At 36.0% G+C, this 24,844-nt stretch carries 13 protein-coding genes; 6 read left to right on the forward strand and 7 right to left on the reverse strand.

Annotation, left to right across the window (positions count from 1 at the left end; all coding sequences use genetic code 11):
* Positions 1-315: 315 nt before the first annotated feature.
* Positions 316-1,239 carry a sugar phosphate isomerase/epimerase family protein gene (locus AC0L7T_RS06690; RefSeq protein ID WP_473341725.1) on the forward strand — a complete coding sequence of 308 codons (924 nt, stop codon included), beginning with the start codon at positions 316-318 and terminating at the stop codon, positions 1,237-1,239.
* 96 nt (positions 1,240-1,335) lie between these two features.
* On the opposite strand, the gene AC0L7T_RS06695 is transcribed toward AC0L7T_RS06690, so the two are convergent.
* From AC0L7T_RS06695 to AC0L7T_RS06715, 5 genes are all read right to left on the reverse strand, one after another.
* Complete coding sequence (locus AC0L7T_RS06695; RefSeq protein WP_473341726.1) at positions 1,336-2,805, reverse strand: DUF6600 domain-containing protein; 1,470 nt, start codon at positions 2,803-2,805, stop codon at positions 1,336-1,338.
* A gap of 159 nt (positions 2,806-2,964) precedes the next feature.
* Positions 2,965-3,135, reverse strand: a complete 171-nt coding sequence (locus AC0L7T_RS06700; RefSeq protein WP_473341727.1) for a Lacal_2735 family protein — start codon at positions 3,133-3,135, stop codon at positions 2,965-2,967.
* 46 nt (positions 3,136-3,181) lie between these two features.
* On the reverse strand, positions 3,182-4,765 hold the full coding sequence (locus AC0L7T_RS06705) for a toxin-antitoxin system YwqK family antitoxin (protein ID WP_473341728.1): 1,584 nt from the start codon (positions 4,763-4,765) through the stop codon (positions 3,182-3,184).
* A gap of 148 nt (positions 4,766-4,913) precedes the next feature.
* Positions 4,914-5,543 (reverse strand): hypothetical protein, encoded by a 630-nt coding sequence (locus AC0L7T_RS06710; protein WP_473341729.1) that lies wholly within the window; start codon positions 5,541-5,543, stop codon positions 4,914-4,916.
* Complete coding sequence (locus AC0L7T_RS06715; RefSeq protein ID WP_473341730.1) at positions 5,516-6,514, reverse strand: 3-oxoacyl-ACP synthase III family protein; 999 nt, start codon at positions 6,512-6,514, stop codon at positions 5,516-5,518. The genes AC0L7T_RS06710 and AC0L7T_RS06715 overlap by 28 nt, the downstream gene beginning before the upstream one ends.
* A 2,037-nt stretch (positions 6,515-8,551) precedes the next feature.
* Here AC0L7T_RS06715 and AC0L7T_RS06720 point away from each other — a divergent pair.
* Together AC0L7T_RS06720 and AC0L7T_RS06725 are read left to right on the forward strand one after the other, a co-directional pair.
* Positions 8,552-13,387, forward strand: a complete 4,836-nt coding sequence (locus tag AC0L7T_RS06720) for an Ig-like domain-containing protein (protein WP_473341732.1) — start codon at positions 8,552-8,554, stop codon at positions 13,385-13,387.
* 212 nt (positions 13,388-13,599) lie between these two features.
* Positions 13,600-15,417 carry an ABC transporter ATP-binding protein gene (locus AC0L7T_RS06725; RefSeq protein WP_473341734.1) on the forward strand — a complete coding sequence of 606 codons (1,818 nt, stop codon included), beginning with the start codon at positions 13,600-13,602 and terminating at the stop codon, positions 15,415-15,417.
* A gap of 46 nt (positions 15,418-15,463) precedes the next feature.
* Here the strand turns inward: AC0L7T_RS06725 and AC0L7T_RS06730 are convergent, their stop codons facing one another.
* Positions 15,464-16,603 carry a polysaccharide pyruvyl transferase family protein gene (locus AC0L7T_RS06730; protein ID WP_473341735.1) on the reverse strand — a complete coding sequence of 380 codons (1,140 nt, stop codon included), beginning with the start codon at positions 16,601-16,603 and terminating at the stop codon, positions 15,464-15,466.
* A gap of 158 nt (positions 16,604-16,761) precedes the next feature.
* Entirely contained in the window at positions 16,762-17,871 is a 1,110-nt protein-coding gene (locus AC0L7T_RS06735) for a glycosyltransferase (RefSeq protein ID WP_473341737.1), read from the reverse strand.
* Positions 17,872-18,693: 822 nt separating this feature from the next.
* Here AC0L7T_RS06735 and AC0L7T_RS06740 point away from each other — a divergent pair.
* From AC0L7T_RS06740 to AC0L7T_RS06750, 3 genes are all read left to right on the forward strand, one after another.
* Complete coding sequence (locus AC0L7T_RS06740; protein WP_473341738.1) at positions 18,694-19,437, forward strand: polysaccharide lyase family 20 protein; 744 nt, start codon at positions 18,694-18,696, stop codon at positions 19,435-19,437.
* A 100-nt stretch (positions 19,438-19,537) separates the two neighbouring features.
* Positions 19,538-20,518: a glycosyltransferase family 2 protein gene (locus AC0L7T_RS06745; protein ID WP_473341739.1), complete on the forward strand. Its 981-nt coding sequence runs from the start codon at positions 19,538-19,540 to the stop codon at positions 20,516-20,518.
* Between the two features lie 2,017 nt (positions 20,519-22,535).
* Positions 22,536-24,542 (forward strand): heparin lyase I family protein, encoded by a 2,007-nt coding sequence (locus AC0L7T_RS06750; RefSeq protein ID WP_473341740.1) that lies wholly within the window; start codon positions 22,536-22,538, stop codon positions 24,540-24,542.
* Positions 24,543-24,844 lie beyond the last annotated feature (302 nt).

Raw genomic sequence — 24,844 nt, forward strand, 5'->3', positions numbered from 1 at the left:
TTTAAATTCAATTGCTACAATGCAATATCTTAAAATAGGATCAAGATAGGCGGTTAAGGATTTTTTTGCATTACCTAACTTGAAGTCAACAACAGAGAGCTTTGATGATTTGAACAGAGGTTTCGATTGGTTGTTTTTTAATTTTCAAATCAATTTTTAATGTGTTTTTCGCCGTATTGCTACCTACATATTGGGGCTGTTCTTATTTTTTCCTACTATTTGCCATATATTTTTGTAGTTTTAGGAGGCCTTTTCAGGTCATCGACTCTTTTCTATATTGTAACACAAAATGCCCATCAATTAAGAGAAAAAATAATGGAGAATAATAGAAGAAATGTACTCAAAACATTGGGATTGGGTTCTTTGGCTGCAATCCATCCTGTTTCAAGCTACGCGGCACCTAAAAAGAAAGGTAAATTTACTTTTTGTTTAAATACAAGCACGATTAGAGGGCAGGATCCTGGATTGGCCAAATATATAGAAATAGCCGCAGAAGCTGGATATGACGGAATTGAAATCTGGATTCAAGATTTAAAAAAGTTTCTTGCCGATGGGAATAGCACCAGCACCTTGTCCTCCATGATCAAGGATAGTGGATTAAAGGTGGAGAATGCCATTGGTTTTGCTCCATGGATGGCAGCAGATCAAGAGAAAAGTAGGCAAGGGTTTCAGCAAATGGAAGAAGAAATGAATTTGCTAGCGGCCATCGGCTGCCATAGAGTGGCTGCACCAGGTATTGGAGCAGAGGCTCCTGTAGATTTGGTTTTAGCAGGGAATCGGTTTAAGGATTTGCTGGATTTGGGTCGTAAAACAGGAGTGATGCCTCAGTTGGAATTTTGGGGTGCGTTTAAGCCTTTCTATCATTTAGGGCAAATACTAATGGTGGCAGCTATAGCCAATGATCCTGACGCACGTCTGCTGCCAGATATATATCACCTTTTCAGAGGAGGTTCTGGATTTAACGGGTTAAAATTAATTAATGGAAATGCCATAGAGATTTTTCATATGAATGATTTCCAAGGAAATATTCCAAGGGAAGAACAGGAAGACAAAGACAGGGTTTACCCAGGTGATGGTATTGGGCCATTGGTTCAGGTGGTTAAAGACCTTCGGGACATGGGGGGAGATAAAGTGCTCTCACTAGAGCTTTTTAACCGGGAATATTGGAAGGAAGATCCACTTCATGTAGCCAAAACCGGTCTGGCTAAAATGAAAGCCATCGTTAAAGCAGCATCCTAAATGTTGAAGTGAATGATAATGCAAAAAGGCAGCTTAAGAAATAAGCTGCCTTTTTTCATTTACTGATAAATGTGATTCAAACACATTTTATAAATATTAATTACCCCTAGTAGATCTTCTGGATTTGGTAGTGCTAGTACTTCCAGAACTTCTTTGGGTACTTTTAGGCGTACTTCTGGTTTGAGTACGACTGTTACTATTTGTATTGACCCTTGAATTGGATCTCTGTGGCGTACTTTGAACCCTATTTGTACTCCTTGTTGCAGGAGCTACTTTCCGTGTGTTCGAATTACTTCGCGTAGGAGTACTTTTTCTAACCTGCCTTTGGGCAGGAGTAATTTGTCTAGTATCCCTTTGCGGCGTACTTACCCCACTATTTCTCTGAGATGGGGTGGAAGTAGACCTTCTGTTTTGTTGATAATTCGGCGTAACGTTACGTGAATTATTACTTGATGGTACCGTAGTAGGTCTTCTCTGATTAACGTTATTGTTCGGAGAAGTATTGCTATTTCTACTTCTGGAATTGGTATTGCCGGCGTTGCTATTTGACCTTGTGTTCGTTGAAGGAGATACCGTTTTCTGTTGCGCATTGCTCCTATCTGTGTTTGAGTTCACATTACTTCTAGCTGACCGTGTTGCTGGTGTATTGCTATTTCTGAGAGTTTCAGATCGCACATCAGAACTTCGGGAGCTAGTCCCAGTGGAGGACCTACTATTAGCAGGTCTAGTCACTGTAGATCGGGCATTGCCATATTCTTTAGCACTCAAATATTTGTTAGGTCTAGAACTTACCGCATTTCTTGAGGAAGACCTTGTAGAAACCTGAGGCCTGTAAAGATTAATGCTATTGTTACTTACAGATGTTCTTCCTGGCCTTCTGCCTTGTCTCACCTCAAAAACTGGCACATTGCGTCTTGTAACCTGTTGCAATTCTGAACGACTTGGACCAGAAATGTACCGGTGGTTGTTGTGAACATAGGTATTGTTAATGATTGTGGTCTGATTATAAATTACGTTCACATTTCTTCCATGCATGTAATATCTGTTGATCCTTCTACTCAATAACCTACGCCTTGGTACAAATACCCAATGGGAGTGGTTATAATAGCCGGAAGAGCTATAGAAATAAGTTTGAGGACCAAGAGGCATCCAACCATAGTAACCTCTACCTGATCTCCAATTCACCCAGGCAGGTCCCCAATCATATCCTGGAATCCATGCCCAACCGTAAAAATCACTGAAAAACCATCTTCCGTAATGAAAAGGGGCCCATCCCCAATCATATTGAGATACCCAGGTATTGCCATAAGTTGACATTACCCAATGTCCGTTAGTTCTATAAGGTTGAAAAGATTGATCTACATAGGGCGCCCAAATAAATCCATAATTGGGGTCATCTATCCAATCTCCATAAGGGCTTAATTCATCATAAAAAACCTGAAATGAAACAGATATAGGTATTGCATTAACTTTTTGCTTACTGCCTATAAAGAACAATAATAAACCTAATGTTAAGAATTTCAACGAAGCTGAAAATGGTGTCCGGTTACTTTTTGAATTTTTCATGGCACATCATTATTGGTGATACTGTTATAATGGCAATAAGTGTTCCAATTTTTAATTCAGGTAGTCGAAGGAGGGAATTCTACTATGGGGTAAAAATATCATGGCGAATAAATATTGGGCATTGCCAACTATCAGGAATAATCTATTGCGACCTCATGTTTAAATGTTTTTTAACGCATCTATTTTTTTTGCTATGGCTTCAGCTTCAACCATTAAACTATCTGAAAGTTTCCGGTTGTGATGGGAAGCTTTATGAGCTTTTTCCAGACAGGATTTATATTGTTGCTGGAGTTTCTCGAGCGGTGATTTCTTTTTAAATAGGTCAAACATAATTTTTTATTTATCTAACCTCTTTAATGCTGATTTGTTTTATTATTCAATTGAAATCTTGAAATAAATCACTTTCTTCAGGCGGGTCATCTGCCAAAACATCATCTTCTTCAAATTTCAAGATATCCTCCAGGTTCCCTGATCGGGTGTAATATTTCCAAGAGCCTTCTTTTTTTCCATCTTCCATCTTACCTTCAGATGCCAGCCTTCCATTGTCATGGTAATATTTCCATATACCTTCAGGTTTCCCTGACTGATAATTACCTTCTGATTCCTTCACTCCATTTACATAATAGGTGATTCTGGTGCCATTTCCATCCTTAAGCGTCCCTGGATTCAATGTTTTGGTACCGTCAAAATTATTGTAGGTACTAACATTCAAAAGTCTACCAAAATCCCAGGTTTCTTCTTGAGTAAGTTGTTTGTTGTCGTAAAAAAGCCCCCACATACCATCTTCTTGGCCAAGCAAATAACTCCCTACTGATTTCAACTGACCCCCATCATAATAATAAAACCATTGCCCTTGCTCATTGCCAAGTTGATAACTTCCCTCGGCTATTAATATCCCGATTTTATTGAAATACTTCCACAGGCCTGATTTCAGGTCATTTTTATATTTACCTATTGAATAAAGGTTGCCTTCTGGGTAATAACTTTTCCAGATGCCAGACCTAAAGCCATTTTCGTATTGCCCTCTCACAGAAGGTTTTCCATTGATATGGTTTTCGATGTATTCTCCTACAGGCACACCTAAATCATAAATTACTTGTTTGGAAACAGATTTATCTGGAAAAAACTCTTCCCACTTTCCGACGGGGATATCGTTTTCGTAACGTTCTATCCTTGCGATCCTTTTATTTTCATAATAATAATGCCAAGTGCCAGTTTTATGGCCTGATTCATCATAGAATTTTTCTGATTCCATAATATTAGTATCCGGAAAATAACTCGTCCATTTACCGACTCTTCTACCAGAATTATATTCTCCGGTTTCCTGAATACGTCCTGACGGAGAGAATCTATTAAATTCTCCATCAGGCTGATTTTCCTTATAATTGGCTGCTACTATCAGTTCCCCAAATGGATCATACTCTTTATAGGAGCCTTCTTTTAGGCCCTCTTTGTAATTTATTTCTACAGCAGTCTCTCCATTTTCAAAGTAAAAAATCCATTTACCGGATTTTTTACCATTCATATAATCTCCTTCTGTTTTGACTTGTTTAGGATTGGCAAATCCTGAATTACTTTGATTTCCGTAGTATTCCTTATATGGCCCCACTAGAACACTGTCTTGGTAAACAGCATTTTTGATTAAGGCTCCACCTAGATCGTATTCCAAGAAGGAACCATTTCTTTTGTTTTCTTTATAATTAGCGACAATATGCTTTTGTTTGTTAGAGAAATAAATGACCCATTGACCATCTTTCAATCCGTTCTTAAAATTGCCCTGCTGGATCAAACTATTGGTTTTAGGGTTAATAAACTTCCATAACCCATCCATTTTGTTTTTGAGCATTACCCCATTGCCCATCAGGGTGGAATCATTGTTGTAGAGGTTCACCACTTGGCCTTGTCCAAAAGAAGAAGACACATAAAAAATCATCAAAAGCCAGGAAAATGTATATTTCATGAGTATTTTATCAATTTTATAAAGTCATACGGAATGCACACAATCTTGGTTCCAATTTACATTATATAGTTAAAAAATTATATTTAGTTAGGGAAAAGTTTAATAGTTTTTCTAATTAATGTTCTTGTCTAATGGATTTACCAAACAACTAATTGTTCTTTAAATCCATCCATGTTAAGCAATCACCAATTTCTTTCACTAATAGGTTTACCAGAGATGACCTGTCCCTAATTGGAATTGCTTTGATTATTTGAAAAGGAATGCCGCTTTTCAAGTGATCAATTAGCTGCTTTGGCTCAATATTTTTACTATTTACAATTTCTTGTTCATCTATAATTTCCTTATAATTCCACAGGTTTGTTTTGCTTAAGTCAAAGGCTCTCTTTTTTATCCATTGTAGCACTTGATCTGTGTCCTGAAGCCTTGGGTGATCTGATCCTAAATAAATTAGCAAATAAGCTCCACGTCCCCACCAATGTAAAACCCTAATGTTAAAACCATATTTAATGTCAAAATCACGAACAATATCCAGTACCTGATAAGGGCAATTCTGCAATTCATTGCCTTGGCTGATTTTTATTCCTTTATGGTTTTTGTGAATACCATCAAGTTTATCGTAAGAAACCGCATTGCCTACCCAAGATAAGAGGGTGACAAATTCTTTTTTGGCCTGGCTTACGTTTTGGAATAGTTCCCTATCCTGAGTAACTTTTAATAGTTGGTCAAAAGGAGTTTTATTTTTATTGTTCGCTACCACCTGATAAGTGCTGAGGCCCATGAAAATCCACTTCCAAAAGCTGCCAGACAAACTAGGTCTCCTTTTTTAATTCTCTTTTGTTGAAGCGATTCGCTTATGGCAATTGGAATGGTTGCGGCAGTAGTGTTCCCATAATACATAATATTGTTAAATACTTGGTCATCATTGAGCCCCATTTTATTTTGGATATATTGGCTTATCCTTAAATTGGCTTGATGAGGTATAAGCAAATCTATGTCCTTGGTTTCAAAATTATTGGCAACCAACGCTTCCTCTATTGCTTCCTTAAACCTTAAAATAGCGTGTTTAAAAACAGTATTGCCATTCATTGACAAATTGAAAGACCCACTGTCGATTAATTCTTGAGAAAGTCTTACTTCTCTACTGCTTCCGGGATCCTTCACGTAAAGTTCTTCTGCAAAATCTCCATCAGCATGTAAATGTGTAGAGAGGATTCCTCTATTCTCATCTTCAGAAGCGCTACAAACCACAGCCCCTGCTCCGTCGGCGAAAATAACGGCGCTTGATCTTCCCTCATCATTCTTGTTTAAGGCGGAAGACTGGATTTCAGCACCTACAACCAGTATGTTTTTGTACATGCCGGTTTTTATATATTGATCAGCTATTGATAAAGCATATAAGAATCCTGAGCAGGCATTCCTAACATCCAAAGCGCCAATTCCTTGAAGTCCAAGCTCTCTTTGAAGCAATACGCCATTTCCAGGGATGAAATAATCAGGAGTAATGGTGGCGAAAATGATAAAATCAATAGCATTGGTGTCTATTCCGGCATTTTTAATTGCCATAATGGAGGCGTTCTTAGCCATACTTGTTACAGTATCAACCCCAGGTGTAAACCACCTTCTCTCGTGAATTCCAGTCCTTTCAACAATCCATTCGTCATTGGTATTCATCATCTGGGAAAGGTCATTATTGGTAACAATCCTCTCTGGTAAGTAATGTCCGGCACCTGTTATAATTGACTTCGGCATTTTGCAAATAATATTAGTTGGAAAGCAAATATGTTAAATAAAATTGAAAAGTCAATTATGGTATCGATTATGATCAAGAATCGAGGTTAAACGGGCAAATACAGCAGGTCAAGTGTTTTATCAAAAAAACATTGGCTTTAAACAGAACTTATTAAATGCTGGATTCAAACATTATCGGTGCTGTTGCCAGATTTAAAGCAAAATTTGAATTAAAACGCCTGTCAAGTATAGGTAGCACCTGAAAATAAGTCAATCGATACTATTATTAATTCGCATTTAAACTTCTGAGCTAAAGTTTAATGTGGAAAAAGAAGCAAGTTGATTATGGGTAGGCTAAGGGCGGAAATTTGAAGTAGGTACTAATCTAGAGGTATTCTGGCTTGAAGCGAAAGTTCAAAGCTACCTGAGTGTGTTAAGTAAAATATTGTCTGATACTTATTCCAGCTTCCTGAAAGGATCACTTTTCGGGATTACATCGCTTTACGATTGTAGGCGAACTGAGAACGGGGGCCTCATGCAAGTTCATGGGAAGTTATCCAATCACACAAATTGAGCAATATCCTGTTGGTGTCTGTTCGATCAGAGCCCTAAGGTTGAGCACAGGTGGTCAGACTGCCTTCAGCTAGATGCCTTGGTTACTCAAACTGATCAGATTGCCCAAAAGGCGTGGCTTGATCTCTAGCTTATTTTAATGGATAGCTTCTATCGTGAGTTTCAATATTTTCCACATTTAAAAAAAATAATCTGTTTCAAAATGCCCTTATTCTTTTATGAGGTTTAATAATGAAATACTTAACGAATGCTTCGCAAGCATCTTGTTGACTTTACTTATTGGTTCTACACCAATGGCTTATAGGATACTTTTTAATTCAAATTTTAAAGGAACGATTTCATCTGTTCAAATCGAATTTCATTTTAATGCATTTCAGCATCAAAAAAATCAAATAGACAATTTAATATTTGAAACATTTTTGTTTACATATAAATCAAAAAACTGAACATGAAAATATTAACTGCATTATATAATGCATAAAAAAACTAAAACGATATATAAATTAGGATGATAATACCTTTAAATTTTACCAACATATAATTTTTATATAATTAAAATATATTTTTAATAAATTATTATACATCTAAATTTCATTGAGGAAATACATTTCTATGTTTAGTATTATATTATACTATTTGAATTTGTATTTTATAACTCAATTTATGAATTAAAAATCTTAATTAGTCAGTGTAAAAGGTGGGTTTTCTGTTAGGGGTTCCTGTACGCTTGAGAGCAAATGTAGTTTGCAATTGGTGATTCTAGGTAGGTAAAACTGATTGAATTTTATCCATCTCAATTCTAATTTTAGATTGAAAAAAGCACATTAAATGCTTAATTATGGCAAATTGAGCCGTATTTTGATTTAACACCTTTGTTTGAGTACAGCTTCTTTTTGATCCGAAGAGGAGCGTTCAGACATCCTAAATGGTACATGAAAATTAAAAATTGTGAATGGAAATGGGCTTAGAAACCAGAAATAATTCCCAAAGTGTATTACTTAACTACTATAATGCAATACATATTTATAAGGTTATAATGTGTTGGTTATATAGAAATTAATATAAAAATTTATAGTCTATATACCCTTTTAATTTTAATGATTATTCACGCGTAACAGTCTGGAATTTTGAAAGTTATTATTGAATTGAGTTTAAAAATTGTATTTTAAATTAATCAATTTGCTTTGTACATTAAAAATTTTTTATTGTAAAAATTATCTATAATATTTGTTTCATATCAGTGATATAATTACTGTCCGAAACAAAAGATAAAGACATATTTATTCCTGGTTATTAAAAACTTAGTTACCTAAATTCTCTTTTTTAAAATAAGGTGGGTTTCAGTAACCTAGCTTATTCCTAAAGATTTAGGCCAATATCCAAGATATCGGTCAACGGAATCGCTATGTCTAAAGTTTTTAACAATCAGATCTTTTCATTCTACTGTTTCGGGCCACTTTTCAAACATTTTAAAGGGTTGTGAACATGAAAAATGTGATACTTAAAACGACAAGAGCTTTCAGCTTATTTTTACTTTTGGCAGGCATTTCCTGCTTTTTAGGAGCCAACGAAACATTTGCTTTTCAGGATGGCTTCAGTTCAAAAAATCTTACCTACGAAGAAACTTTTGAAAATGGAGATGCATGGAAAGGAGATTCGTATGCCAGTCAACAATTTGCTGGTAGCCATTCTTTCAATTCCAGTGATAATCTAGTATTTAAGGATAAATTCAGTGGGAAATTTGAATTGCGTTATGGAGATCCAATGGTTACCAAAAATGGTGGTCCAAGAGCAGAAGTGCTTTTTGGTGAACAGCATGACATGGAGTTATGGTATTCGTTTGCTGTATACTTTCCTTCTTATGGCTGGAAATTAGACAATGATGATGAAATTGTATCACAGTGGCATACCAGTGATGGTACCCCTCCTTTAGCATTAAGGGTGAAAAATGGAAATTTGAGATTAAGGATCGGACATACGGAAGGATCCTCCATTAAATTCGATTATTTGGAATTTGGTGAGGTACCTAAGGACGAATGGAATGAATTTGTTTTTCACGTTATTCACTCAGAAAACTCTGATGGTTTAGTGGAGGTTTGGAAAAATGAGAAAAAAATAGCTACACATAAAGGCCCTAATCTTTACAGCAATGCTAACCCCACACGTTGGAAAATCGGGATTTATAAATCCAATTGGAAAAAAAGAGCGACCAATGTCAATCTGAGAGTAACCTATTTCGATAATGTAAGAATAGGAGGGAAAAACTCCTCCCTTGAAGACATGGTTTCTTCTGGGAAAACGCTTTCTACTCCAATCGCGGTTACAGGTATTTCTTCTACTCCAGCTGTTTCATTAGAAATAGACAGAAAAATACAAATTAAAACAGAAATTTCACCTTCTAATGCCGATAATAAAAGCGTAACCTATACAACCTCCAATTCTAGTGTCGCCAAAGTAGACAACGATGGGATTGTAACTGGAGTGAAAAGTGGTACCGCAATTATTACTGCCAAAACACAGGATGGTAATTTCACTTCCAAAACTTCTATTACGGTAACTTCAGAAAGTCAGCCATTGAGTATTGCAAGTTTTGACCTTCTCAATGCGAGCACCAACAAAACTATTCAAAGCATTTCGGATGGAGACCAATTGGATTACAATCAGTTCAAAGATATGAGCCTGAATTTTCGTGCCTTTACCAATCCATCTACGCTTGGTAGTGTATCGATTTCTTTATCGGGTCCAGTGAATTCTTCCAGAACAGATAATGGAGCTGCTTATGACCTACTAAACAATGATGGTCTGCAACTTACTGCTGGTAAATATACCCTAAAAGCTGTTCCTTATTCGGAAAGGGACAAGTCAGGTACTGAAGGTGCTGCCCTTTCTATTCAATTTGAACTTACAGATACAAAGGAAATAGCTATTCCTACTAGTCCAACTCCTATTAGTCCTGAGAATGGATCAAATGGAGTCATATCTACTGTAAAGCTTCAATGGAGTCCATCTGAAAACACAGAAAAATATGAAATACAAGTTGCCGAAGACGAGGAGTTTACTGTAAAGCATGTTGTTTTGGAGGATGTATCCACCATCAATACTGAAATCGACCAACTGAATGCTGGGAAAACGTATTATTGGAGAGTAAAAGCCATCAACAATACAGGATCAAGTACTTTTTCTGAAGCATGGTCATTTTTAACCAATAAAGAAGTTATAGAAGAGGAAGAGGTTGCCGAGATGGACCTGCAAAATTTCTCAATGTTGGATGCTGCTTCCAATAAAGTAATCGCTGAAATCAAAGACGGAGACCGACTCGATTTTGATCAGATCAAGGACTTGAGCATCAATTTCAGGGCAAATACGCTTTCTGAAACCATCGGAAGCGTTGATTTTTCTTTAGAAGGTCCGGTAAGCTCTTCAAGAACAGACAACGGATTTGCTTATGATTTACTTAATAAAACAGGGCTTGACCTTACGGTAGGAGAATACACGCTTACTGCCACTCCTTATTCAATAAGAGAAAAAGGTGGTGAAAAAGGTACTCCTCTTTCCATTCATTTCTCCGTAGTCCAACCAATTGCTGTGACTGAGATAAGCATTGATCATTCTTCACTTAGCTTGGAAGAAGGAAGTTCTTCATTATTGAAGGCAACTATTTCACCTTCCAACGCTCAAAACAAAACCTTTACCTGGTCTTCCTCAAATGCAAGCGTTGCAAGCGTAGATGAAAATGGAATGGTAAAAGCTATTGGGCAAGGTACAGCCAACATCACCGCAACAACTGAAGATGGAGGTTTAAAGGCCATATCCAAAGTAACGGTTACAGCCAAAGAGGTTGAAATAGCTGTGCAACAATTCTATGTATTGGATGGCGCTTCCAGCAAAGTAATAGCTGAAATTAAGGACGGAGATCAATTTGAATACAGTAAAATCAAAGATTTAAGTGTAAATTTCAGGGCGTCTACTTTGCCGGAAACAATCGGAAGCCTGGAATTTTCTTTAGAAGGTCCGGTTAGCTCTTCAAGAACAGACAATGGATTTGCTTACGATTTGCTTAATAAGACAGGACTTAATCTTATTGAAGGAGAATATACGCTTACTGCCACTCCTTATTCTCTTAGGGATAAAGGGGGTGATAAAGGCACTTCACTTTCTATAAGCTTCACAATAACAGCACCTGTTTCGGTGACTGAGATAAGCATTGACCATTCTTCCCTTAGTTTGGTAGAAGGAAGTACTTCACAATTGATGGCAACCATTTTGCCTTCAAATGCTCAAAACAAATCTTTCACCTGGTCTTCTTCAGACGAAAGCATTGCTAGCGTGGATGAAAATGGACTTGTAACTGCTAAAGGACAAGGTACAGCCAGCATCACGGCAACAACTGAAGATGGAGGTTTGAAAGCCGCATCCAATGTAACTGTTACTGCGAAAAAGGTTGAAATGGCCGTGCAGTACTTCTCTATAGTGGATGCCGCTTCCAACAAAGAAATAGCTAAAATTGCAGACGGAGACAAACTTGAATTTAGTCAGATCAAGGATTTGAGCCTCAATTTTAGGGCAACTACTTTGCCTGAAACAATCGGAAGCCTTGAGTTTTCTTTAGAAGGTCCGGTAAGCACTTCAAGAACAGACAACGGATTTGCATATGATTTACTTAATAAGTCGGGACTTGCTCTTTTAGAAGGAGAATATACCCTTACTGCTACTCCTTATTCTCTAAGTAATAAAGAGGGAGATAAAGGTACTTCACTTTCCATCCGATTTTCTGTAAGCGCTCCTGAGCCGGTGCTTCCAGCCTCACCACAACTTATCAGTCCTGCAAAAGATAGCATTGGTACTCCTACACAGGTAGTATTGAACTGGAAACAGGAGGGATCGGTAGAGTCTTATGAAGTACAAGTGGCTGACAACAGTGACTTTATCAACCCAATCGTTGATCAGAAGAACATTAAAGCCAATGAATTTCAGGCAAGTGGACTTCAGGAAGGTACTCAGTATTTCTGGAGAGTTAGGGCCACAACATTACCTGGTCAAAGCGATTGGTCTGCCAATTGGATGTTTGAGACGGAAAGTATTATTTCTGAAGAGATTCCACAGGCGGCCATGCACATATCCATTGTCTTGGAAGTAGGGAATTCATTGTCTCTTTCGACAATGGTTACAGGTTCTGACGCAAACAACTCATCAGTAGTTTGGTCTTCATCAGATGAACAAATTGTTGCCGTAAACGCAGAAGGAAAAGTCACAGCATTAAATTCAGGTAAAGCCATCATAACAGCTAAAGCTTCGAAAGGTGAAATAAGTGGTGCTATAACGATTATTGTAAAAGAAGAAGAAGTGGCTTTGGGTATCGAAAGTCTTCAAATGATTGATGTTGCTAAAAACAGTGTAATCCATACCCTTACTGACGGGGAGGTAATTAACATCAATCAAGCCAGTGATTTAGAACTTAACTTCAGGGCCATCACCTCTGCTCCTGAAATAAAAAGTGTGTTTTTCTCTTTAACAGGGCCGGTCAATTCATCTAGAATTGACAATGGTTCTGAGTATGAGCTTTTATCTAATAAAGGACTAACATTGCCCTCAGGTAACTATTCTTTAACTGCCATTCCTTATACAGAACGTGATAATGGTGGTCAAAAGGGAGGTGCATATACTATTCAATTCACCGTTTCAGGTGAAAGTCTTCGACAAATGGTCAATGCTCCAGATTTGGTTAGTCCAAGTAACAAGGATACTGTCGATTCAAAAGCAGTTCAGTTTTTCTGGATAGACAATACTAGTGCTGATCTTTATGAAATCGAGGTTTCAAGTACTCCAGATTTTAGTGAAAAAGGTTTGATTAAATCAGCTACTATCAAGGACAATCAATTTGAATTGAGTGGATTGGAATTTGGATTGGATTATCATTGGAGAGTAAAGGCCAAGAAAGATGGCGTATGGGGTAATTATTCTAGCGTATGGAAATTTCAAACCGAGGATCAACCCATAGAGAGTCTTAGGATAGAGGATACAACGCAACTAACTGCGGCGGTAGAAATGACTTCAGGTATACGAAATGAAGAAGCTAAACTTTCAGTTTCTATGTTCCCAAACCCTTCTCAAGACATCGTCAATCTGAAATTTGAAAATGGAACTGAAGATTTAATTCAGGTCACCCTTACAGAGTTGAATGGAAACACCTTATTTTCAGAATTGATGGAAAATAATGATGGTCTGGTTACTTTGAACCTTTCAGATATCAAACCAGGGATTTATTTGGTATCTGTGCTTGCAAATAGACAACGAAAAGTTATGAAATTAATTAAAAAGTGATATTGTAAAAACTTTCATTTAAATTTGGCCTGTTATCAGGAAGTGTATCACCCACTTCCAGGTAACAGGCTTATTTATTTAGTCCATTGGGTTTTTTGGCTATTGGTTTATTCTTTTTGAGTTAGGACTTCTATTCGAGTAGGCACTGGAAATGGGTTTTCAACCGAATAATCAATTCCATTTAATCTTTGCTTTACGTTTAAAACAGTACAATGATGATCGCCACGAAGGTAAAGAGTTACTTTAACAAGTCGTTTTCCGATTTCCGTTTTTTTCATTCTTATCTGGGAAACAGGATTTTTATCGCCCTGATACTTAGCTTCACTGTGGGGCTGATGGATGGTCTTGGACTGGCCATGTTTATCCCCCTTCTGCAGATGGTGGATGGGACCACCGCATTTCAACCTGATGAACAGAGCATCGGCAATCTTAAATACCTGCTTGATGCCTTCAATTCCATGGGGCTGCCACTTAACCTGACCACTGTTTTGCTGATGATCCTCTTTTTCTTCGGCATGAAAGGTTTGTTTCGTTTTGCAGAATCCTATTTTGGTGTCATCCTGATGACCACCTTTATCAAGAAAATCAGGTTTGCAGGAGTGGAAAGCATATCAAGTGTCAATTACAAGTATTTCGTGAAAGTAGATTCTGGTAAGATCCAGAATACACTGAGCGGGGAAGTCGACCGGGTCACCTGGGCCTACAGAAACTATATGGCCGGTGTGCAAGCGCTTATGACGATATCTGTTTACATTACCCTGGCTTTTCTCTCCAATCCTCAGTTTGCACTTCTGGTTGGAATCGGAGGAGGTGTTTCAAACTTCTTTTATACCAAACTCTACAAAAAAACCAAGCAGACTTCCCGGAAAATCACCGCGGACGGCCACATCTTCCATGGCTTAGTCATGCAACAGATCAACAATTTTAAATACCTCCGTGCCACCGGACAGGCAGCAAAGTATGGGGAGAAACTCAAACAGACGATCATCACCCTAGCCAATGGAAACAGGCGTATTGGCTTCTTCAACTCCTTGCTGATCGCCACCAAAGAGCCCATGTCTATATTTGTGGTGGTGGCCATTATTTTCATCCAGATTTTCTATTTCAGCACCAATATAGGCCCCATTATCCTCAGTCTACTCTTCTTTTACAGGGCGCTGAATGCCATTATTGTCTACCAAAATTACTGGAACACCTTTTTGAACGTGTCCGGTTCTTTGGAGAATTTCCAGGGATTCCTTAATGACATGAACAGCAATAGGGCAGAATACAATACCGGACTGGTTATAGAAAACATCGAGCGGGTACAGCTCCGGGAAGTAGGATTTTCCTACGGAGATAGCCCACTACTCAGGCATATCAACTTGGAAATTCCAAAAAACAAAACTGTGGCCCTGGTTGGTCCAAGTGGAAGCGGAAAGACGACACTGATCAATATCATTACCGGACTATTGCCAATAGAGAAGGGAACCTTTCAGATTAATGGGATCGATCTAAGTGAAATTAATATCGGCCGTTACCAATCCAAAATCGGATACATCACACAGGAGCCTGTTATCTTTAGCGATACCCTGTTCAATAACGTGACTTCCTGGGCCGAAAAGAACCCGGAAAACCTCGAAAAATTTAGAAAAGCACTTAAAAAGGCCTCCCTATTACAGTTTCTGGAAGACCTTCCAGAAAAGGAGGACGCTCCGCTTGGCAATGCAGGGGTGCTCATTTCAGGTGGGCAGAAGCAACGGATCGCTATAGCAAGGGAACTTTATAAGGAGGTAGACCTGCTCGTCCTGGATGAGGCTACTTCGGCCTTGGATTCAGAGACAGAAAAGGAAATACAGGAATATTTTGACCAGCTCAGAGGGAAATATACCATCATCGTCATCGCTCACAGGCTCTCAACCATCAAAAATGCAGACGTAATTTACCTGCTCAAAGATGGACAGATCCTAAATCATGGTGATTTTGAATCCCTCACGAACCAGTCTCCAGATTTTAAAAAAATGGTTGAACTCCAGAATTTTGACAGCTGATCCATTCCTAATAGCTGCATGCGATAATTATGAGATTACTCCTGCACTATTCGATTGGGTTTGTTTTCACCAGATGTTTTTTTAAAAATGACATTGATAGCTCCTTTTTTTCTTCTAAAATTTTATTTACGGCATTCCAATCTATTTCTTTTTCCAATTTCTTATTATTAATATCCTCCTGAGAGGAGATAACCCTATCTGACAAATTAAAAATGTTTAGAATGGATTTAAATCGTGCAGCACCCCTGTCATAATTGATGAGTACAAAAAAGGGTTTATTGAAGACAATGGAAAAAACAGTACCGTGGAAAGAGTCTGTAATGATAAAATCTGCTTCATGAAAACTACGGATCCAATCCTCTACCTTGGCTTTAGTACGCCATTCCAGGGGGCATGATTCATATCCATCTATGATGTCCAATTGGAAAGGGATTAGTTTTTTCTTTCTCGCTACGGCTTCTATCAATTTTTTCTTTTCTTGAGAGGCATCCAAAACGTATAAAAACATGTCTCCTTTTTTACTTTTGTTATTTGTGGATAACAATTTCAAATAATCTTCAGGCTTTAATAACATGGTTGGATCCAAAGCCATAGACGCCTTGCAATCCAAGTGTTCTTTACAGAAATCAATTCCTACGTCTTCTCTGACAGAAATCCCATCAAAATCTTGGATCAATTCTTTGCAATTCCTGGTTTGATTTTCGGTATACCTCCAGACATCTCCCCCAAATGATGGGGCATAAGCTATCTTAATTGTTTTTTCACCTTTTAAAAACGAAAAAAATGCTGCCTCAATACTTTTAAAGTACCTAGCATTCCAAATCTGATCTGAGCCAACAACATATGCCTGAAATCCATATTTTTCCGTTGCTTTCTTCAGTTCATCCACCGAGGTAAAGGTTTTTGTAATCTTTGGGATATGTTGGTCAATAAATGGTTTGGTGTAATTCAAATAAGCTTTATGCCTTAGTCTTTTGGGATTGATCATGGTAATCTCTCCCTTTAGGTAAGACACAGATTCTTTAGCCAACCTCCAAATTTGTCTAGGCAAGGAAACCTGATTCAGTTGGGTATCTATTAACCAAACATCATGTCCCATCTTTTCCAGGACTGTTTTGAGGGCATAAGCTTGAAGTATACCACCATAATTGGTATGTAAGGATAAAGTCAGTATTCCAATTTTCATAAAATTTTCATTAGGTAGTTCTCGTATTCTTGGCAATCAGTTGGTTTTTTTGGGCTAAATATCTAAGTCGATCTCACCAAATATAGCATAATATATAGGGGGAAAGGCCAATATTCAATTCTTGTATTTTTCAGGAAATGTCTATGTATAACAATATTCTATTCCTTTAGTAATTCTACCAACTTTTTGCTTAAAGCCAAGTGGTCATGGTTATTATTAAGGTATTGATTACAATTGATCGATTTATTTAAATAACCTTGTAAAGTTAACCCATCTAATTTACTTTTCAGATCAGAAACATTTTCATAGGTTAATCCCAAATCGAATCGAGTGATAATACCGTCAGGATTAACCGCAGATGGAGTCAAAATGGGAGTGCCTACTACCATTGCTTCCAGGAAAGTATTGCTAAAACCTTCATACCTGGAGGTACTTAAAAGGAATTTCGCTTTGGATAAAAAGTTGAAGATCTCTTCTCTTGATACTTTTCCGGCAAAAACTACATTAGGTAACAATTCGAGTTTACCTAAATATTCCTTTGTTTCATTGTCCATTTTACTTAAAGCCGTACCAGCAATTTTAAATTCCTCATCTGGAAATTCATTGGCCACTTGGAATAACAGCTTCAGATTTTTGGGATATCTGAAATTGGCTATCCATGCGATATACCCATTCATTTCCATTTTTTTAGATTGGATTTTCTTATCAATCACAATTGGATTGTAAATTTTAAAAATCTTTTTGTTCGGAAATCGCTCCTTTAAGGTCTGGTATTGGAATTCATTCTGTACGGAAATATAATCAGCCGACTTAAAAGCCTTAGAAATAAATATCCGGTCAAATCTTGAATGAGAGGTTTTAATTCTATCATCCAACATAACATCACTGGCCACTCTCAGGATCATTTTAATGCCAAGGATTTTACAAAATTGCGCAATATAAAAAGTGGACCATCCTGGAATTGAAGCGTATAAAAAATCAGGATTACTTTTTTTTAGTGAGTGGAATATTTTGGGAAAACGATAGAAAACCCATCTTAACCATCGGATGCCTTTAGAAGGGTGATAAACTGGTAAAAGTTGAATGTAGTTAAACTCAGGAAGCCGAATTCTCTCATCATTTTCAAATTTAAACTGGTCAATTTCATGGCCAATTTCATGAAGAGATTTTATCCACACCATTGTCTCTACCACCGCTCCACCTATTGGATTCCCATTTTCAACAATTAATTCAACATTTTGAAACTGGGTAAATAAAAATTTCGCCATGGTATTTATTTTGTATTTAAAGTTTAGGATAAATTTTTTTATTAGTAAAAACCTTTCCTTCTTATTGAGAATTATATTTAGTTAAGCGGAAAATTCATCCTAATAGATGTCAATTTTAAGGTTTTTTGGTTATTAATACAAATTATGAAATTTGTTTAACACCTTAACATTTAAGGCTGTAATAAAATTGAATCCTACCAACAATGGTTACTATTTAAATCTTGAAATTCAGAGCCAACTAACAGAGTAAATTTAACCAAAAGATAGATGACCCAATGTGTTAGGTGATTAAATTGATTTTAATTCAAAGATTTGGTTATTATTTTCGATTTCACCCTAGTGGAGCTGGAGTTGAGTCCATATTTTAAAAATGGAAAAGGTGGTTATAATAAATTAGGAAGGTTAAAGGGTGAAAAATAGAGTCTACCTGTGAGACGGTGGCTTATCCCGAAAGGAGAAATTGCCTGTTTAATCTCTTCGCTTGCATTAGGTTTTACTTTGGTTTGATATTAGAGTTTTGCCTCCCAATAGCCTGATTTTATTACGATTGCAATGAAATATCTGTATTCTTATTGTTTAATCATGGCAAAAATTGGGGCTTGGATTCTAGCTTTCACCAGAAAAATCAAATCAGGTGATAATTGTAACTTTGATTAATTTTAAGAAAATATAAATTAGATTTGAGTTAAAATTTAAACGTAAAAAATAAATAGACGTAAATTTAAGTTGCTGATGCTCATTCCGATGATTTTAAATTACTGTATTGTATTTATATTACTTCTAACTGGCACTTTTACATTTCAATCCCCTGATCCATTTGAGTTGAATTCTAAATTTCATCTTGATGGTTTATTAATAGAAGAAGATAGTTTGATCCTGGAGGAAAATTTCGAAAATGAAACTTGTTGGGATGGAAATGCTTATGCTTATCAACAATTTTATGAAGATTATTCATTTGAAGTGGTCAATCACCCTGTGTTTTCTGGTAATAAATCAGGGAAATTTGAACTAAGGTATGGAGATATGGCTGACAAAAGAGGCGGGCCAAGAGCAGAAGTTCTCTTTCCAAAACAAAGCTATCACGAAATGTGGTATTCTTTTGCTGTGTTTTTTCCTTCCTATGGATGGAAAGACGATCAAGATGATGAATTGATTTCTCAATGGCATAGTGGAAAAGGAACTCCTACCCTTTCTCTGAGAGTAAGTAATGGGAATTTAAAATTAAGAATCGGTCATAATCCTCAAATACCTACGTCCCAGTGGAATTTTTATGAATTTGGAGCTGTACCCAAGGATGAGTGGAATGAATTTGTTTTCCATGTGGTGCATTCCCAGAAAGAAGATGGATTGGTAGAAGTTTGGAGGAATGGGGAAAAATTGGTAACCCACCATGGACCAAATTGGTATGCGAATAGCAATTACCCAAGATGGAAAGTAGGTTTGTATAAATCCGGTTGGAAAAAACGGAAAACAAATGTTGATTTAAGGGTTATCTTTTTTGACAATATTAGAATGGCCAGTGAAAATGCACAATTAAGACAACTAATGTCTTTCAATTCTTTTTAACTAATTTTATTATTTATAGGAATAGACCTAAACCTACTTCATCATTATTTTTAATGATCTACTTTGAGATAAATGCTTATTTAAATTAAATATTACGGTTTTGTTTTCAATCATTATACCTCTTTATAATAAATCTGAGTTCATCTCCAGAGCTTTGGATTCTGTAGTCAGTCAAACTTTTACTGATTTTGAAATCATTGTGATCAATGATGGCTCAACTGATGGAAGTGAGAAAATTGTTGAAAGAAAATATGGGGCAAGAGTTAAATTGGTTCATCAAAAAAACCAAGGGGTATCTGCCGCTCGGAATAATGGGATTCATCTTGCTAAACATGATTATATTGCATTTTTGGATGCGGATGATATTTGGCATCCCAATTACCTGTCACTCGTCCAAAAGGCAATCATCTCTAAGGAATATCCGGGGATATTGGGGACTGATTTCAAAAGGTTCAACTCATATAAAAGGTTGGCCAAAGAGGAATTGGATAAAAAGTTTGAGAAATCCGAGGCCGTCATACAGGCTTATTCTATTGCTGCTTATTTCGATCAAGCCATTCACCAGTCCTTAACCTTTACCTCAGCCATAGTTATAAAAAAGGAGTTTTTTTTAAGCAATGCCGGGTTTGATCCTTTATTGCGTTTAGGTGAAGATTTGGATGTTTGGTTTAGGGCCATATTGTATTATAAAGAGTTGTTTTTTTTGCAAGAAAAATTAGTTTATTACAGTCGAGAAGATTTTTCAGCTGCCACTAAAAAAAATTACCTGCTGGAACAAACACTGATTCCTAAAATCATTTCATCAAATTATTTTCCATTAAGTGAACTAGTAAACAATACTGATTCACTAGCTTTTGAAAAATTTAGAGTCAAATGGATTTGTCTGCGTTTGTCACCGACTTACCGCTTGAAAGAAAACCAGCAGGCGATTAAAAAATTGATTCCACAACTTGGAAATAGATTCTTCCTTTTCAAGTGGGTATACCTTTTTCCATTTGAAGTTCTGCATTATGCTTTTTCAAGAAGGTATCCTTACAAACTATGGGCAAAATATTTAAAGTTTAGTTTTAAGCACTTTTAAAAAGCATTTGAATACAATCCTCCCGATATGTGCAATAAACCTTCTATTGCGAGATAGATTGACTATAAAATTAGTCAATCGATGTGATTTTTAAATCTAATGAATAGTATGGTGTTATGACTCATTTTTCAAATGGCCAGATTTTTCTTGTGATTTAATTACTTCTCCTTGGAAAGTTCAGGGCAGGCTAAGAAAGTAAGGAGACCTTGTTAAACGATTCCATCTGACTCTGTTTGAATGTTGAGGAATAATAAAATGAACGAATTCCTTCCCATACATTAAGAAAATATATAACACAAGATTTTAGCAATAATGGAGCCTTTTATAGTGACAATATTGATATGAAATCCACTTTTCAATTCTTAGGATCCGGATTAAACCATTGCCTCAGTAGAACAAAGACCAAATGCCAGGGATAAGTTGGAGAATAGCCATTGGTAAGCGTGATTTTTTTACAGCTGCTGCTAAATGTACAAGGTTTAATAATCCCAAGAGCTCATGTCAAAAGGGTGTCATTCTTGTTGATTTGGGATTATTAGCCACTTAAATTTTTTCAGCCTTTATTTTTAACTCATTGATTCAGTTTGTGTTATAATTATGGATTTTCTGTTTAGGAAATGAGTACTTAATTCTATAAACTTCAATAGGTAAATAAAAATTGAGTAATTAAGACTAAGGAAAAAAAGTGAGGTAATCTTTCACAGAACGTGGTGGTTTTTCTCGAAAAGAATTAACTTACCAATTAGTAAACAGTTATTTTTTTAAAAACTTATAAAAACTTATAATTTTTTTTAAATATAACAATTCAATTTAATTATTTTTTATTAACACATCAATTTTGAATTTATATTAATTTACTTATTTAATTTTTCATTTTTTTTCATTTTAATTAAGTTGTTTCTCCCATATGTACAATTTATAACCGCTTATATAGTTGAACTTGTTTTGAAACCAAAATCTATAAAATAATGGTCAAAAAATATTTGAAAAATCAGAATTACATTAAGAAAAAGCTTCCAATCCACTCTTATAAAAGCTTTAATAGTGGAGAAATGTAGTGGGTAGCTGTAATATCTCAATCATTTTGTTAAAGACATTTTTAAAAAGCCTGTTGATTGGATAATTGGCCTTCTGATGTTAGAATTAGCTTTGAAAATGACAATTGAAAGCGATGGAGGTTTTCAATTCAGTAATTACTTGAAAATGCTTGGGAATAGGTATGAGAATTGAAAAAGGGCTGCTTCAATTCCTTTATTAAAATAGTCAAGTGTATATTGGAAAGCAACTTTTAAAAGGAGCAAACAATGGTAAATTTAACACAGCAATAATCGAATTTATTCTCCAGCCCACTTCTTATAGGGTATTATAGTGCTTAATTGACGCTTTATAACAGAAAAATAAGTTGAAAACTGCATAAACTATAGGGTTGTGATCAATTATGAAATACGAATCTTGTTCAAAGTGAAAAATAAATTGTCCTTCATTCTGCTCAAAATATTGAAATCACCAGTTGAATTTTATAAATTTAAAACCGAAGGTAAACTAGTTCAATTGTTATGCGGAAATAGTAAAACCTATTTCAATTCAAGTACTGAATCATGGAGTGGGTACAATTTAAATTTTAAATAATCGAATTCTCAAATTAAAATTAAATCTATGGGTAAAGACTAGTGAAAATCGTTTTTTTACACCAAATTATTATTTGGTATTAAACAAATTTTTAATTTTTAAATGATTAGTTGATTTTTTTAAGACATTTTAATCACCAAGGAGATTATTTTTTAGTTAACGTTAAAATAACTTTTTCCATTTCATATCCCAGTCATTACTTTTTTGAAGGGTGGGAATTGAAAAATGGCTTGGTATAAAAATTGTCTTATACGCAGAAATTGACAAGGGGTTGTTCTAAAGGTATTTAATCATCCAAATATTCTTATACCTAATCAGAACATCAAATCACCCAAAATTAATCAGAAAAATAATTGAATAAATTCAATCACCAATTAAATTATTAATTATGATCATTTTGCGAAAACCTTTTAGTTGGCTTTTAGCCACTTCGTTGACCTTGCTATGTTTTTCATGTCAAATGGACGGAGATTTAGAAGGCCCAGACGAAAAATTATTAGGAGCTGATATTGACGAGTTACAATTACTTCAAGCTTACGCTTCCCATTCTGAATTGGGCAATTGGAACATTATTTATGAAGAAACTTTTGAAGATGAAAATCCTTTTTATGCTTATGTCACCCAACAATTTTCCGAAAATCATTCATTTAAGGTAGCCAGCTCTCCCTCTTTTAAAGGAGATGGTGTTGGAAGATTTGAATTGCGCAAAACGGATGACCAGGCAACTAGAACGGGCAAAAGAGCTGAAATTCTTGTAGAAGCCCCTTCTGATATAGAAAACTGGTATAGTTTTGCCATTTATCTTCCTTCAAGTGGATTTAGGAAGGACAGAGATGATGAGGTCATTTCCCAATGGCACAACGCCAGTACACCAACATTATCCTTAAGAGTAATAGAGGATGATTTCGTATTTAGGGTAGGTCACAATTCCAAATTAAAAACTTCCCTATGGGACCATTATAATTTTGGTAAAATACCTAAAAACGAATGGATTACTTTTGTTTTTCATATTGTTCACTCTGAGTATAGCAATGGGTTGGTGGAAGTATGGCGAAATGGAAACAAAATACTTACCCATACTGGCCCGAATAAATACAAAGGGGAGCGAATGCCTAGATGGAAATTGGGTATCTATAAAGACGCCTGGGAAAAAAAATCTACAGACACGGATACCAGGGTTTTATACTATGATAATATAAGAATGGGCAATGAGAATGCATCATTGAAGGAAATGGATCCAAATGAGGATAATGATAAAGGATGGGGGCCGTATGTTCCCAAAATAGAGTCCTTTTCATTGATCAATACTATAGGAGACAAAGTATTGGGTTTGGTCCCAAACAATGGTGTAATTAATATAGGACCATTAGACGACAACAGGATATCCTTACAAGCGAATTTTGAAGAAGATTTTGAAGGGAGTGTTGAGTTTGAATTAGAAGGCCCCAAGAGTTTTACTGTGACCAGAAATGAAGCTGAGTACTGTATATATGGCTATGATCGTGGTAATTATCATAATGGAGGTGGAACGCCAGAAGGAACCTATAAACTCACAGCAACTCCTTATATAGGACACAATAAAAGTGGAAAAGTTGGAGAAACGGTTGTTTTCAACTTTAAGGTGGATGATTTAAAAAGTGGCGATATCATTCAAGGATTATCCAATGAATTATTAGAGAAGGAGGTAATTGAAAAGGTTTCGGTCAATGATTTGATTAATATATCGGATGATTCAAACAATTCAGGTTCTGATAACATCAACGGCGACGTAAGTTCGAGTTCCAGCCTAGTTGGTCATTGGAAAATGAATGAAGGTAGTGGACGAACACTTAAGGATGATTCTGGAAATGGTAACCATGCAAAAATAGAAAATACCTCCGGTGTCTCCTGGGTTTCAGGAATTAATGGAAAGGCATTAAAAACGAATGGCAAAACAAAAAGATTTTCCTCAATCCCTCACAATTCCAGCTTGGACATAAAGGAGGCTATCACCATAGCTGCATGGATTAGGCCCTCCGGAAAGGCTAGAAAACAGATTCTTTCTAAAGGGGATGTCTATGAACTAAGCATATTCGAAAATGGGAAAGTTGAATTCAGAGTTAACAGGGATTCAAATGCCAAAGATTACATGGTACAGTCCAGAAAGAGCTATCCTACAGATGGAAAAACCTGGATGCATGTCGCCGCCACTTTTGATGGCAAAAAGTCTACCATCTATATTAATGGAGTGGAGGACAATTCAACTTCTTATAGAACTACTAAAATCAATTCCAACAAGACAGCTGTTCAAATAGGAGCAAAGCACGGCAATAATAGATGGACGGGAACAATGGATGATGTAAGGTTATATAGGAATGCTTTAACTTCTTCAGAAATAAAAAATATATATAATTAAAGATAAATTGTATTATATTAAGGTGGTAAACTTGTTACTACTATAGAGCTTTGGATCGATAAGTCGATCCAAAGCTTTTTTTATTCTCTTTCTTATATTCAATCCTATTGAAATTTTTTTTAACCAACAATTGATAATTTATTGTATATTTTTTAATGACTTTAATCAGGTTTAAAGGTCAATTAAGGCCTTTAAAACACACTGTTTAAGCAATAGATACTTTATTTGCTAATTTATTATCATTCCATAATATATACATGATTATGCATTTGTGAATATTTTTTTTGTATTTATTATCTACT

The sequence above is a fragment of the Cyclobacterium sp. 10D3-21 genome, from assembly GCF_055809755.1.